The organism is Pseudoalteromonas sp. SR43-7 (genome assembly GCF_014163785.1).
In the GTDB taxonomy this organism is placed as follows: domain Bacteria; phylum Pseudomonadota; class Gammaproteobacteria; order Enterobacterales; family Alteromonadaceae; genus Pseudoalteromonas; species Pseudoalteromonas distincta.
Window position 1 is genome coordinate 40,517 of sequence record NZ_JACJDY010000001.1, and the last position, 13,765, is coordinate 54,281.

At 40.0% G+C, this 13,765-nt stretch carries 12 protein-coding genes; 6 read left to right on the forward strand and 6 right to left on the reverse strand.

Annotated elements, in window-relative coordinates; translation table 11 throughout:
- Positions 1-242: 242 nt before the first annotated feature.
- Entirely contained in the window at positions 243-2,123 is a 1,881-nt protein-coding gene (locus H5087_RS00220; protein WP_033020723.1) for a GGDEF domain-containing protein, read from the reverse strand.
- A 264-nt stretch (positions 2,124-2,387) separates the two neighbouring features.
- Here H5087_RS00220 and panP point away from each other — a divergent pair, with 264 nt between their 5' ends.
- Positions 2,388-4,013: a pyridoxal-dependent aspartate 1-decarboxylase PanP gene (panP, locus tag H5087_RS00225; protein WP_182670785.1), complete on the forward strand. Its 1,626-nt coding sequence runs from the start codon at positions 2,388-2,390 to the stop codon at positions 4,011-4,013.
- A gap of 52 nt (positions 4,014-4,065) precedes the next feature.
- Here the strand turns inward: panP and serA are convergent, their stop codons facing one another.
- The 5 genes from serA to metK all read right to left on the reverse strand — a co-directional run bounded on the left by serA (position 4,066) and on the right by metK (position 8,502).
- Positions 4,066-5,295: a phosphoglycerate dehydrogenase gene (gene serA / locus H5087_RS00230; RefSeq protein WP_024595232.1), complete on the reverse strand. Its 1,230-nt coding sequence runs from the start codon at positions 5,293-5,295 to the stop codon at positions 4,066-4,068.
- Positions 5,296-5,304: 9 nt separating this feature from the next.
- A complete protein-coding gene (gene rpiA / locus H5087_RS00235; RefSeq protein ID WP_002958979.1) occupies positions 5,305-5,958 on the reverse strand; it encodes a ribose-5-phosphate isomerase RpiA in 654 nt (217 codons plus the stop codon).
- A gap of 53 nt (positions 5,959-6,011) precedes the next feature.
- On the reverse strand, positions 6,012-6,608 hold the full coding sequence (locus H5087_RS00240; RefSeq protein WP_182670786.1) for a 5-formyltetrahydrofolate cyclo-ligase: 597 nt from the start codon (positions 6,606-6,608) through the stop codon (positions 6,012-6,014).
- 18 nt (positions 6,609-6,626) lie between these two features.
- Positions 6,627-7,175, reverse strand: a complete 549-nt coding sequence (locus H5087_RS00245) for a hypothetical protein (protein ID WP_182670787.1) — start codon at positions 7,173-7,175, stop codon at positions 6,627-6,629.
- A 175-nt stretch (positions 7,176-7,350) separates the two neighbouring features.
- Positions 7,351-8,502 (reverse strand): methionine adenosyltransferase, encoded by a 1,152-nt coding sequence (gene metK, locus H5087_RS00250; protein ID WP_002958976.1) that lies wholly within the window; start codon positions 8,500-8,502, stop codon positions 7,351-7,353.
- Positions 8,503-8,806: 304 nt separating this feature from the next.
- Between metK and tkt the strand changes: the two genes are divergently transcribed.
- The 5 genes from tkt to H5087_RS00275 all read left to right on the forward strand — a co-directional run bounded on the left by tkt (position 8,807) and on the right by H5087_RS00275 (position 13,746).
- Entirely contained in the window at positions 8,807-10,798 is a 1,992-nt protein-coding gene (tkt, locus tag H5087_RS00255; protein WP_138489545.1) for a transketolase, read from the forward strand.
- A 184-nt stretch (positions 10,799-10,982) separates the two neighbouring features.
- A complete protein-coding gene (locus tag H5087_RS00260) occupies positions 10,983-11,297 on the forward strand; it encodes a pyrimidine/purine nucleoside phosphorylase (RefSeq protein ID WP_002958974.1) in 315 nt (104 codons plus the stop codon).
- Positions 11,298-11,474: 177 nt separating this feature from the next.
- Positions 11,475-11,831: a ribosome hibernation-promoting factor, HPF/YfiA family gene (gene hpf / locus H5087_RS00265; RefSeq protein WP_007376058.1), complete on the forward strand. Its 357-nt coding sequence runs from the start codon at positions 11,475-11,477 to the stop codon at positions 11,829-11,831.
- Between the two features lie 202 nt (positions 11,832-12,033).
- A complete protein-coding gene (locus H5087_RS00270; protein WP_182670906.1) occupies positions 12,034-13,209 on the forward strand; it encodes an NRAMP family divalent metal transporter in 1,176 nt (391 codons plus the stop codon).
- Positions 13,210-13,293: 84 nt separating this feature from the next.
- Complete coding sequence (locus tag H5087_RS00275) at positions 13,294-13,746, forward strand: GNAT family N-acetyltransferase (protein ID WP_182670788.1); 453 nt, start codon at positions 13,294-13,296, stop codon at positions 13,744-13,746.
- Positions 13,747-13,765: the final 19 nt, after the last annotated feature.

Here is a 13,765-nt window from a genome sequence, read left to right on the forward strand (position 1 = left end):
CTTTCGTGATTGATTTTGCAGCAGCATAAAGACCAAACATGTGCTGCCCTTTGGGTTCTTTCTAGGGACGATTAACTCTTTGTTGCCTACATGGATGTAGGTAAGGGGCGTGAGCAGGACGCGGAAGCTTTGCTCAGTTTTTACTTAGCCCACTAGATTACAAACCTCGCGCCGCGATTTAATCGCCCCTAGATTGAACAAATTTCAATCCACAAAGATCAACACGCCCTAGTCAAAGTAAGTTAAAGTGCTAATTCTTCTGTAACCGTATTAACATGTGGCACTGGGTGGGCAAAATAGTTGCCTTGCATTAGTGTCACATTCGCCTTTTTAAGTGCGGTTACTATGGTTGTATTTTCTACCGATTCTGCCATTAATTGTAAACCAAGTTGATTAGCAAAGCTGGCTATATGCTCAATAAACAAGTAGATATCTTTGTCATTCACTATTTGCTTTATTAGTGCGCCATCTAATTTAATACCATCTACTTCAAGCTTAAGTACGTTTGATATATTTGAATAACCACTACCAAAGTCATCAATAATAACCTTAACGCCTTTCGTTTTAACCATTCCAATAAATGCTTTTACTTCAGAGAAGTTGGCAATAGCTTGGGTTTCTAAAAGCTCTAATGTGATATTACCTGGATGCGGGTAGCGCTTAAGTTCGTCCGCAATAAACTCACTTAAATTAGGATCGAGCATATCTTGTGCTGTTATATTTAAACTCCAGCAAATATCGGTTTTTCTAAAGCGACTAACACATTGTGAAAATATAGTACGGGTAAGTATTCCGTCCATTCTTGAGCGGGTAACAACATTTAAAAATGCATCAGGTTTTAATACTTCCCCTTGCGCTGTTACCATTCGAGCTAAACATTCGTATTGAACGACCTTATTGGTATTTGTGTCAATAATGGGTTGAAAGTAAGGCACTATACGATTGTTATCAAACGCTTCTCGCACTTCTTTAGCCATCTCTACATTGTATTGATATTGCGTTTTTACATCGTGTAGCGCTTTTGAGTAGTTAACTACACTATGCCTGCCTTGTTTAGCTTGCAGCGCTGCTATATGAGCGTTTTCAAGTAGTAGCGATTTATTACCACTGGCAATACCTGCACATAGGGTTATGTAGATAAAAGGGTCAGTTAATACCGGTGTATTAAAGTTATATGTTTTTACGAGGTCGGTAAATTCGTCATTACTCATTTCCTTAGGCGCGAGTAATACTATTTTATTTGTTGCTAGTCTGTATATATGGCAATGCGTAGAGCTTCTAAGTTTAAAGTGAATAAGTAAGTTTTTCATTACCTTGTCACCCACTTCAGTGCCATAAAAACTGTTTATATCTTCTATTTCATTAACCCAAATAACGGCTAATTGCATGTGATGTGCATTACTTTTTTTAATAAAGTACTCAAGAGCAATATGATTTGAAAAACCAGTACTTGAGTCAGTTGCTAAAGACCGTTTTAGTAAATAAATATATATGGCGGCAACAAGTATCGCGATAAAAAAGAAGAAGCTAGCCATTGCAGCAGCTTTTGATACGCTTTCTTTAAGTTTCTCGTTTAAGTCATAAATAGTTATATCGGCACCCGTTAAATAGGTATTGCCGTTAATTGGGTCAACGTAAGGAATAAAAATTGTTTTAAAGTGGCCCCACTGATCGCTCGATATTTCAAATACTGGCTCTGTTGAATAAAAAGCACTTATATTTGCATCGGTAGCTTCAGGGTAGAGATCTAAAAATTGAGTTACCTTGCCATTATTCTGATCGTCTTGCGTGTAGCTTGATGAGCTAAAAAGCACCTTACCGTCTTTTAAAATCATTGAATAGACATAAGCAATATCAAGTGCTTGAGCAAATTCAGAGAGTTGTTTACTTTTATCTTGATAGTAAGAAAAACTTATATTATCGCCTTGATTAACCGCACTTAAATAATCGTCACCTAAAATATGTTTAACGCTGGTGGCGGCATTAAGTAAGCGATTATCAACTGACTGCATTATTTCAGCACGCGTGGTTTGGTAAGTGTAGTAAACGTAGGTTAGCAAGCTTATTAAAAACAAGCTAAAGCCTGCCACTATCCAACTAACTTTGACTCTTCCTTCTGGCATATGTGTCCCTTTTTTGTTATCAAATTTATTATACCCAAAATAAGTAAATGCCCAATAAATAATTAGGTTTGGTAGAGTTTTAATTAAATTATCATTTTTTTGTCATCGCTTTGATTGCTTTTATAGGTTTAAACGAGACATTTTAGTTATATTGCAGTAAAGTTAGCGCAATTTTTAAAGAAACACGATTGCTCCAAATGTCCTAATAAGTAGGCGTTTTTGATGGGTAAGCGCGTGTTTTAGCTACACACACTAGGTATTAAGATGGATCAAAAGCGTTGTGCCGTCGCCTCTAAAGAAAGCCTTAAGCGTATATTTACTGTACCTGAAGCGCCAGACTCAACTTTAAGCAAAATCGAGCTTGAAATTTCGAGTAATTTAGCAGGTTTTCTAAACGAAAATATAGCGGCAATTGAAAAACCATTACATGAAATAGAAAAAGATTTTCAATCGGCAGTGATCCCAGAAGATCCAACGTTTGTCTCTGCTTATGCCCAAGACATAATGGAGCAACTTGTTGCACATTCTGTGCATACAGCTGCGCCTAGTTTTATTGGTCACATGACCTCTGCCTTGCCGCACTTTTTATTACCGCTGTCAAAATTGATGGTAGGGCTAAATCAAAATCTAGTAAAAATAGAAACATCTAAAGCGTTTACGCCTCTTGAGCGTCAAGTGCTTGGGATGATGCATCATTTAGCTTATGGGCAAGAAGACTCATTTTATTCTAAATGGATGCACAGTGCTAAAACCTCATTAGGTGCATTTTGCTCTGGTGGTACGGTTGCTAATATTACAGCGCTTTGGATTGCGCGAAACCGCTTATTAAAACCTGATGGCGATTTTAGAGGTATCGGCGCACAAGGCTTAATTGCTGGTATGCTGCATTACGGTTATAAAGGTTTAGCGGTATTAATATCAGAACGCGGGCATTACTCGTTAGGTAAATCGGTTGATTTACTCGGCATTGGTCGCGAGAACTTAATTGGTATTAAAACCTGCGAAAATAATAAAGTCGATGTAACAGCTATGCGCGAAAAAGCACGTGAGCTTGAAGCGCAAGGTATTAAAGTAATGGCAATTATTGGGGTCGCGGGGACAACCGAAACAGGTAATATTGACCCACTTGATGAAATGGCCGACTTAGCACAAGACATTAACTGCCATTTTCATGTAGATGCTGCATGGGGGGGAGCGACCCTTTTATCGAGTACGCACCGTCCTTTACTAAAAGGGATTGAGCGAGCAGATTCAATTACCATCGATGCACATAAACAAATGTATGTACCAATGGGAGCGGGTTTGGTTTTATTTAAAGACCCCGCTGCCACAGATGCAATAGAGCATCACGCTGAGTATATATTACGTAAAGGTTCAAAAGACTTAGGTAGCCACACGCTTGAAGGCAGCCGACCGGGTATGGCAATGTTAGTACACGCTTGCTTACGTGTTATTGGTCGCAAAGGTTACGAAATGCTGATTGATCGCAGCATCAAAAAAGCACATTACTTTGCTGATTTAATTAAGGCTGATGAAGACTTTGAGCTTATTTCGGAGCCTGAGTTGTGCTTATTAACGTATCGTTATGTACCTAAGCAAATTAAACAAGCAATAGCTGATGCTGATGCCGCAACTCGGTTAGATATTTTTGCTTCACTGAACCGTTTTACTGCCAGTATGCAAAAGCGTCAACGCGAGTCTGGTCGCTCATTTGTATCACGTACACGCTTAACGCCTCCTAAATACGACAATCAACCAACGGTTGTATTTAGAGTGGTTCTTGCTAACCCGCTTACCTCAGGCGCTATTTTAAAAGAGATATTAGCTGAGCAAAAAGAGTTGGCTGCAACAGATCCGGTATTCAAAAAATACTTGAGAAAGTATATGTAATCTAAATACAAAAAAGGGTCCATAAGGACCCTTTTTTAATATCAAAGAATGGTTAATGTAAAATACGTGCTCTAATTGTACCCTCAACAGCGCTTAGTTCTTTAAGTGCTACTTCAGATTGATCTGTATCAACATCAATAACTACATAACCAATAGATGCGTCTGTTTGTAGGTATTGCGCAGCAATATTAATACCGTGCTGTGCAAACGCTTGGTTAATTTGCGTTAGTACACCTGGGCGGTTGTGGTGTACGTGTAATAAACGGCTACGATTAGCAAGCTCAGGTAGCGATACTTCAGGGAAGTTAACCGCAGTAATAGTTGAGCCATTATCTGAATATTTGGCCAATTTACCCGCTACTTCAATACCAATGTTTTCTTGCGCTTCTTGTGTAGAACCACCAATGTGTGGCGTTAAAATAACATTGTCGAATTGGCGCAGTGGCGATACAAATTCTTCATCGTTAGATTTTGGCTCAGTAGGGAACACATCGATTGCTGCACCACTTAGTTTTTTCTCTGTAAGCGCTTCTGCAAGAGCATCAATATCAACAACAGTTCCGCGTGAGGCATTGATCAAAATAGACCCCTGCTTCATAACTGCAAGTTCTGCTGTACCAATAAGGTTTTTAGTTTGCGGTGTTTCTGGTACATGTAAGCTAATAATATCAGAGCGTTGTAACAGCTGAGTAAGGTTATGAACTTGTGTTGCATTACCCAGTGATAACTTATCTTCGATATCGTAAAACTCCACGTTCATACCGATATTTTCAGCCATAATACCTAGCTGAGTACCAATGTGACCGTAGCCAATAATACCTAATGTTTTACCACGTGCTTCAAACGAACCATTTGCTGTTTTTAACCAGCCACCACGATGAGCCGCTGCATTACGCTCTGGAATACCACGTAATAAAAGTAGTATTTCGCCAAGTACAAGTTCAGCAACTGAACGAGTATTAGAAAATGGAGCGTTAAATACAGCAATACCACGTTCGCGTGCTGCATCTAAATCAACTTGGTTTGTACCAATACAAAAACAACCAATAGCAACTAGCTTTTCAGCTGAGTCTAATACGGCTTGGTTAATATGAGTACGAGAACGAAGTCCTACAAAGTGAACATCTTTAATGCGCTCTTTAAGCTCGTCCTCAGGTAAGGATGTTTTAACGTAGTCGATATTGCTGTAACCGTTACGTTTTAGCGTTTCAACAGCGCTTTGGTGAACACCTTCAAGCAAGAGAATTTTAATTTTGTCTTTTGCTAACGATACCTTACTCATAACCTCATCCTATTTAATTTGTGGCCCATTTTTGGTACCGATAATCACTTTATCAGCACCTCGCATCGCAAATAGGCCGTTGGTAACTACGCCAACAATTGAATTTATTTGTGTTTCAAGTTGTTTGGCATTGGTAATTTTTAAGTTAAATACATCTAATATAACGTTACCATTATCGGTAACTACGCCTTGGCGATAAACAGGGTCACCACCAAGTTTTAATAATTCTCGTGCAACGTAGCTGCGCGCCATTGGAATAACTTCTACCGGAAGCGGGAAGTCGCCCAATGTATCTACCAGCTTTGTGTCATCAACAATACACACAAACTGTTTTGCAACTGCTGCTACTATTTTTTCACGTGTTAACGCTGCGCCGCCGCCTTTAATCATTTCGTTTTGAGCGTTTATTTCGTCAGCGCCGTCAACGTATACATCTAAAGCATCAACGTTATTAAGTTCAAACACTTCAATACCTAACGCTTCCAAACGTGCAGTTGACGCTTCTGAGCTTGATACAGCGCCTACAATAGTGTCCTTTACTGAGCCAAGGGCATCAATAAAGTGATTAACAGTAGAGCCTGTACCGACACCTACAATGGTGTTTTCTTTTACAAACTCGAGTGCTGCCCAGGCAGCTGCTTTTTTTAATTCGTCTTGTGTCATTGCTTTGTGCTCATGTATGTCAGAAATATGCGGTTAGTAACCAAAATTAAATGTTACCAACAGTATGTTTTATCTGGGGTGATAATGGTTTTAAGTGGTACGTCCCATGACTCGATTGGTAGAGCATCAACTTTTTGACATTCATGTGCAAGGCCAATTAGTTGCGGTTTTTGCCAATTTTGTTCATGTAAACGCGCCAATGTCCGGTCGTAAAACCCACCTCCCATTCCTAGGCGATTACCTTGTTTATCAAATGCAACTAATGGCATAAGGAGGTAATCAAGCACTGGTAATGGGCATATTTGAGAGCAGTTCAGCTTAGGCTCCAAGATACCATAGCGATTTGCCCTCATGGGTGAGTTTTTCTCATAGCGCTGAAATAGTAAATTAGCGCCATTAAATGGGTGTATTATAGGTAGATAAACAGCATGGTTTAAGTTCCATAATTCTTTAATTAACAATGAAGTGTCTAGTTCTCCATCGTTACTTAAATAAATGGCAATATGCTTTGAATTCGTTGTATTTTCGCTTTTTAAGTGTTGAATAAAATTCATTTTTAGCGATTGCGCAGCAATTATTTGCTGATTATTTGACAAGTTTTTACGGGTGTTACGAATTTCAGCTCTTATTTGTGCGCGTTTATTGCTCATTAAACTAATTAGCCATTTTTAAAAAGAGAATAAATCGGGAAAAATCAAAAAAACAGCCAGTACGACTAGCAAAATGGTGGCAGTTGCAATCAATGAATATAAAAGTAAGTTACTGTGTTTTTTAGGAGTCGCTAAATCCTCATCTAGCATTAGGTCGTCATTTTGCCATTCGTCTACACTTTCGTCTGGTGCATTTAATTGAGCTTCAGGAAGGCGTTGCTCTAGCTCATCTAGCTTTTCTTCAAGGCGTATTAAGCTGCTAGTGATGTAATCAAGTGCATCAAAAATACGTTCATCACGTTGGTTGTTATTTGCAGCTGCGGGGGAGCTATTTTGAATCGCATTTGAAACAGCTTGCAGCTTACTTTTAATACCTAAGCTTGCTAATAACTTAGTCTGTTTTAACGCTTTGTCTTTATCGCTTGGCGCAAACAGCGGCTTACCTTTAAAAAAAAGAGCTACTTTTTCATCTGACGTTTTTAATTTTGCAGCTAAGCTTGCGCACGCTGTTTTTATGTCAACGTTATCGGCAAGTCCTGCAAATATAACGCGAAAGTTATCGGCCATTTAACTATCCCTAAAGCTTTTATAATGAAATGAGTATATACCTAAAGTACAAAAGAATTCGAGGTCGATTTTATAGTTATTTTGTAGACGCACTACAAACAATGTAACTGATAAGTTTTAGATACAAAAACGGCCCTATTAAGGGCCGTTTTTAATTTTCTTCAACACTTTTTGCTTAAAGGCCAGCGGCTGCACGAAGTGCATCAGCTTTATCTGTACGTTCCCAAGGGAATTCGTCACGACCAAAGTGGCCGTAAGCCGCTGTAGGAAGGTAGATAGGGCGCTCTAAATCAAGCATTTGAATTAAGCCGTAAGGGCGCAGGTCAAAGTGTTCACGAATAAGCTCGATTAAACGGCTTTCTTCTAACTTGCTTGTACCAAACGTTTCAACGCTGATAGATGTAGGCTCTGCAACACCGATTGCGTAAGAAACTTGTAATTCACATTTATCAGCAAGGCCAGCCGCAACTACGTTTTTAGCAACGTAACGTGCAGCGTATGCAGCTGAGCGGTCAACTTTTGATGGATCTTTACCAGAGAAAGCACCACCACCGTGACGAGCCATACCACCGTATGTATCAACGATGATTTTACGACCTGTTAAACCACAATCGCCCATAGGTCCGCCAATTACAAAGCGACCCGTTGGGTTAATGAAAAATTTAGTCGCGCTTGTAATAAGCTCTGCAGGAAGTACCGGCTTGATGATAGTTTCCATCACCGCTTCTACTAAATCTTTTTGTGAAATGTCTTCACTGTGCTGAGTAGATAGTACTACTGCATCAATACCTACTGGCTTACCATTTTCGTATGCAAAAGTAACTTGAGATTTTGCATCTGGACGTAACCAGTTAAGCTCGCCGCTTTTACGTACTTGCGCTTGGCGCTGTACTAAACGGTGTGAGTAAGTAATTGGCGCAGGCATTAGCACTTCTGTTTCGTTACATGCGTAACCAAACATAAGACCTTGGTCGCCAGCACCTTGTTCTTCTGGGCTAGTGCGGTCAACACCTTGGTTAATGTCAGGAGACTGTTTACCAATAGTGTTTAAAATTGCACATGAATCTGCATCGAAACCCATGTCTGAATGCGTGTAGCCAATTTCACGTACTGTTTTACGTGTAATTTCTTCAATATCAACCCATGCGCTAGTAGTGATTTCACCACCAACCATAACCATACCTGTTTTTACGTAAGTTTCGCACGCAACACGGGCATGAGAGTCTTGCTCTAGGATAGCATCAAGTACCGCATCAGAGATTTGATCGGCGATTTTATCCGGATGACCTTCAGAAACTGATTCAGAAGTAAATAAATGTTTTGCCATTGTATTTCTGCTCACAAATATTGCGCTTCACAAACGTCGGTATTAGCGCTAAAAAATTAAGGGGCGTATTTTATCGAAAACAAAACACCTTGCATAGTGTTTTTACGCCTAGACGTCTAAATAAAATTACTAATAACTTTTTGGTCTTAAAAAATATTCATAATGCCTCACTTTTATAGGGTTTTTAATTGCACACAGCCCCCACAATAAGTAAGAATGGTCGATATAAACAAACCCAAGTTACTTGGGTGCATAAACAAACACATAAATACCCGCGCAAATACACATAAAGGTAGGAGAATTCATGCCATCTCGCAAAGAACTTGCAAATGCTATTCGCGTCTTGTCAATGGACGCAGTACAAAAGGCCAAATCTGGTCACCCTGGAGCCCCTATGGGCATGGCTGATATCGCAGAAGTATTATGGCGCGATTATCTAAAGCATAACCCAACAAATCCAGAGTGGGCTGACCGAGATCGATTTATATTATCGAACGGCCACGGTTCAATGCTTATATATTCTCTATTGCACCTAAGTGGTTATGATTTACCACTAGACGAAATTAAAAACTTCCGTCAAATGCATTCTAAAACACCAGGTCATCCAGAATATGGTTATGCACCAGGAATCGAAACTACTACGGGTCCATTAGGTCAAGGGATCACAAATGCCGTAGGTATGGCAATTGCCGAAAAAGCACTTGCTGCACAGTTTAACCGTGAAGGTCACGATATTGTTGATCACTTTACCTATGCATTTATGGGCGATGGCTGCCTTATGGAAGGTATTTCTCATGAAGCAGGTTCACTTGCAGGCACATTAGGTCTGGGTAAACTTGTTGCATTTTGGGATGACAACGGCATCTCTATCGATGGTGAAGTAGAAGGTTGGTTTACAGATGACACACCAGCTCGCTTTAAAGCATACGGTTGGCATGTAATTAGTGGTGTTGATGGCCACGACAGCGATGCTATAAGTGCTGCAATTGCAGAAGCTAAAAGTGTTACCGATAAACCATCACTAATTTGTTGTAAAACAATTATTGGTTACGGCTCACCTAATAAATCTGGTAGCCACGATTGTCACGGTGCACCACTAGGTGATGACGAAATTAAAGCGTCTCGCGAATTCTTAGGTTGGACTGGCGATGCGTTCGAAATTCCTGATGATATTTACGCACAATGGGACAGCAAAGAAAAAGGTCAACAGCTTGAATCAAGCTGGGACGAAAAATTTGCAGCATACGCAAAAGCATACCCAGAGCTTGCAGCTGAATATAAGCGTCGTATTAATAACGAACTGCCTGGCGATTGGGCTGAAAAATCTCAAGCGTACATTGAGCAATTACAAGCAAACCCTGCAAACCCAGCATCTCGTAAAGCATCGCAAAATGCATTAAACGCATTTGGTCCGTTATTACCAGAATTTATGGGTGGCTCAGCTGATTTAGCAGGCTCAAACTTAACAATTTGGGATGGCTCTAAAGGTTTAACACACGACGATGCAAGCGGTAACTACATTTACTACGGTGTACGTGAGTTTGGTATGTCGGCAATTATGAATGGCATTGCCCTTCATAAAGGCTTTATTCCTTACGGTGCTACGTTCTTAATGTTTGTTGAATATGCAAAAAATGCCGTACGTATGGCTGCATTAATGAAGCAACCAAGCATTTTTGTATACACGCACGATTCAATCGGTTTAGGTGAAGATGGTCCAACTCACCAACCAGTAGAGCAAATTGCAAGCATGCGTTTAACGCCTAACTTATACAACTGGCGCCCATGTGACCAAGTTGAGTCGGCAATTGCATGGCAACAAGCTATTGAGCGTAAAGACGGTCCTACATCGTTAATCTTTACTCGCCAAGGTCTTGAGCAACAAGCGCGTGACGCACAGCAATTAAGCGATGTTAAAAAGGGTGGTTACATCCTTAGCTGTGACGGCAATCCTGAAATTATTTTCATTGCGACGGGCTCTGAAGTGCAACTAGCACAAGATTCAGCAACTGAGCTACGCAGCCAAGGTAAAAAGGTACGTGTTGTATCTATGCCATGTACTGATGCCTTTGAAGATCAAAGCGCAGAGTACAAAGAAAGCGTATTACCGGCATCTGTTACACGCCGCGTAGCAGTAGAAGCAGGTATTGCTGACTACTGGTACAAGTACGTAGGTCTAAATGGCGCAGTAGTAGGTATGACTACCTTTGGTGAGTCGGCACCTGCTGGTGAGCTGTTTGAGCACTTTGGTTTTACAGTGGCAAACATTGTAAGCAAAGCAAACGAGCTTTTTTAATCGCTTTGATTAAATAAAGTAAGTAATTGAAAAACCCGCACATGTTGCGGGTTTTTTTATGCCCTAACATGAAGCAACTTCACCTTGAACAATGCTGCTTTCCTTGCAAGAAAGTAAGCTATCAGGCAAGGTAGTGCGATAAAATTTATAAATAAAAATCTCAAATTAATAGCAGGAGCTAAAAATGCCAAAGTTCGATAACGTAAGTGTAGTAAAAAAAGCCAATGTATATTTTGACGGAAAAGTGTCGAGCCGTACCGTTATTTTAGGTGATGGAGAAGCGAAAACTTTAGGCTTTATGCAACCAGGTGAGTTTGTTTTTGATACAAACCAAAAAGAATGCATGGAGCTTTTAGCTGGCCAATGGGATATTTTATTACCAGGGGCAAGTGAGTGGAAAACATTTAACGCAGGTGAATCGTTTAATGTTGATGCAAATGTAAGCTTTAAAGTAAAAGTATCTGATTTTGCTGACTACTGTTGTTCGTACACAGATTAATCAATACAGCTAGACGTCTGAAAGCCCATGCACTATGGGCTTTGCATAAACTTTGCGCAACACATGATTTAAATCACCAAAAACCGTAAATAAACCTCAAATATCTCTCTTTTTTCCTTGTGTTAATCTAAATAGCCCCCAATACTATTTATGAGGTAACAAATAAAAGGATACCCTATGAAAATTAATCTTTCTGGTCACCATGTTGAAGTTACTGACTCTATTAGAGAGCACATCAACGAAAAATTTTCAAAAATCGAGAGCCACTTTCCATCGCTTATTGCACTCGATATTATTTTGTCTAAAGAGCATCATAAAATCCAAGCTGAAATTAGCACTAATTACGAAGGCACGCGCATATCGGTAAAAGGGGAAAACGAAGTTATGTACCCAGCTATTGCAAGCGCAGCTAAAAAACTCGATGCGGCACTAAAACATCGAAAAGGGCAGATAAAAGCAAACTTACACGAAAAGCCTGTTAGCACTACACCTGAAATCGCACATGAGATCATCCAAGAGATGGATCTTAAATAAAATTTAGTTCCAAAGTATTGTAAAAAAGAGCCGTATGGCTCTTTTTTATTGCCTGTAATTTAGGTAAGTTATGCGTTCTTGCAGTTTATTAATTAAAAAAATTAATAAAAAGAACACACAACACACATATTTTGAGAAATTAATGCACACAACAAAAGCAGTATGGAAGTCTCGACTAGGTGCGCTTGGACCTGGAATACTCATGGCAACAGCCGCTATTGGCGGTTCTCACTTAGTTGCCTCTACGCAAGCTGGGGCAATATTTGGCTGGCAATTATTTTGGCTTATCCTTGTTGTTAATGTTTTAAAGTACCCGTTTTTTCGCTTTGGTATGGAATACACACTCGCCACTAAAAATAGCCTAGTGGAGGGCTATAAAAGCAAAGGCCCGTTTTATTTTTACAGTTTTATCGGTTTAAACATTGTAGCCGCCGTAGTTAATACCGCTGGCGTATTACTACTTACTGCAAGCTTACTGCATTACGCGTTGCCCGTAGTGATAGAAGTAACACTGCTATGTTGGATATTATTAGGAGTGTGCTTAGTCATATTATTGTTAGGGCACTTTAAAGCGCTCGACAGTGTGGCCAAAGGCATAATGGGGTTATTAACGCTGGCTACTGTTATTGCGTTAGTTATCGCGTTTAGTAATGGCCCAATGGCGCCTGCTGACTATGTTGGCCCATCACCTTACGAGCTGGCTATGCTGAGCTTTATGGTGGCTTTAATGGGCTGGATGCCAGCACCTATCGAAATATCTGCATTAAGTTCTTTATGGCTAAAAGAAAAACAAGCCCAGCAAACAGTTTCTAAAAGCCAAGGCTTGTTCGATTTTAACGTAGGTTACTGGCTTACAGCTGGCTTAGCCTTGGTATTTTTTAGCTTAGGTGTATTAGTGCAGTACGGGCAAACCAGTAGTATAGAACTCGGCGGTGTCGCGTTTGCCAAGCAGCTTATTGATATGTACGCATTAACAATAGGCGAGTGGGCAAGGCCGCTTGTATCAGCAATCGCCTTTTTATGTATGTTTGGCACTACACTCACCGTGCTAGATGGCTACGCCCGTACGCTTAACGAATCTCATAAACTACTTGGCTTTGGGCAATCAAAACACAGTCTAAATATTTGGTTAATACTACAAGCACTTGCCGGTATGGCGGTTATTTTATTTTTTAAATCAGCCCTTGGCCCCATGCTTACGTTTGCGATGACACTTTCATTTGTTACAACGCCTGTATTTGCATGGCTCAACTTTAGCCTTGTACGCTCAGAACCCGCTATTAAGCACAGCGTGCTATTACGCAGCTTAACGTGGTTAGGGCTAGTGTATTTAGTAGGTTTTGCTGCTGCCTTTGTTGTGTGGAAACTAGCAGCTTAAATTTCGCTATTTACTTAAGGGCTTTACTTAAGTGCATTAGTTAAAGCCCTAAAGCATTAAATTCTAGGATTAAACGAGGTATAAATGGATATTAGAATAGGTGAGCTTTCAAACCCACACGTTATAAAGTTACTACAAGCGCATCATAACGATATGTTAAAACACTCACCCGTTGAGAGCGTACATGCACTAGATGTGAGTAAACTCACTCAGCCCGATATAACTTTTTATAGCTTATGGATTGATAATAATTTAGCGGGTGTTGGCGCTTTAAAAGCACTAAATACAATGCATGGCGAAATTAAATCAATGCGCACATCAAGCAACTATTTACGCCAAGGCATCGCTGCTAAATTGCTCACGCATATTATTGAGCAAGCGACCTTACGAGGTTATAAAAAGTTAAACTTAGAAACTGGAACAGCAGAGGCATTTTTACCCGCACAAAAGCTTTACACTCAATTTGGTTTTAAAGAATGCGAACCATTTGGTGATTATGAGTTAGATCCTTACAGCTTGTTTATGGAGCGCACTTAGTAAGAGGTTGCTTATAATT

Excerpts from the sequence above, each read along its gene's own strand:
- H5087_RS00220 (WP_033020723.1), bottom strand. The coding sequence starts at position 2,123 with ATGCCAGAAGGAAGAGTCAAAGTTAGTTGGATAGTGGCAGGCTTTAGC.
- panP (WP_182670785.1), top strand. The coding sequence starts at position 2,388 with ATGGATCAAAAGCGTTGTGCCGTCGCCTCTAAAGAAAGCCTTAAGCGT.
- serA (WP_024595232.1), bottom strand. The coding sequence starts at position 5,295 with ATGAGTAAGGTATCGTTAGCAAAAGACAAAATTAAAATTCTCTTGCTT.
- rpiA (WP_002958979.1), bottom strand. The coding sequence starts at position 5,958 with ATGACACAAGACGAATTAAAAAAAGCAGCTGCCTGGGCAGCACTCGAG.
- H5087_RS00240 (WP_182670786.1), bottom strand. The coding sequence starts at position 6,608 with ATGAGCAATAAACGCGCACAAATAAGAGCTGAAATTCGTAACACCCGT.
- H5087_RS00245 (WP_182670787.1), bottom strand. The coding sequence starts at position 7,175 with ATGGCCGATAACTTTCGCGTTATATTTGCAGGACTTGCCGATAACGTT.
- metK (WP_002958976.1), bottom strand. The coding sequence starts at position 8,502 with ATGGCAAAACATTTATTTACTTCTGAATCAGTTTCTGAAGGTCATCCG.
- tkt (WP_138489545.1), top strand. The coding sequence starts at position 8,807 with ATGCCATCTCGCAAAGAACTTGCAAATGCTATTCGCGTCTTGTCAATG.
- H5087_RS00260 (WP_002958974.1), top strand. The coding sequence starts at position 10,983 with ATGCCAAAGTTCGATAACGTAAGTGTAGTAAAAAAAGCCAATGTATAT.
- hpf (WP_007376058.1), top strand. The coding sequence starts at position 11,475 with ATGAAAATTAATCTTTCTGGTCACCATGTTGAAGTTACTGACTCTATT.
- H5087_RS00270 (WP_182670906.1), top strand. The coding sequence starts at position 12,034 with ATGGCAACAGCCGCTATTGGCGGTTCTCACTTAGTTGCCTCTACGCAA.
- H5087_RS00275 (WP_182670788.1), top strand. The coding sequence starts at position 13,294 with ATGGATATTAGAATAGGTGAGCTTTCAAACCCACACGTTATAAAGTTA.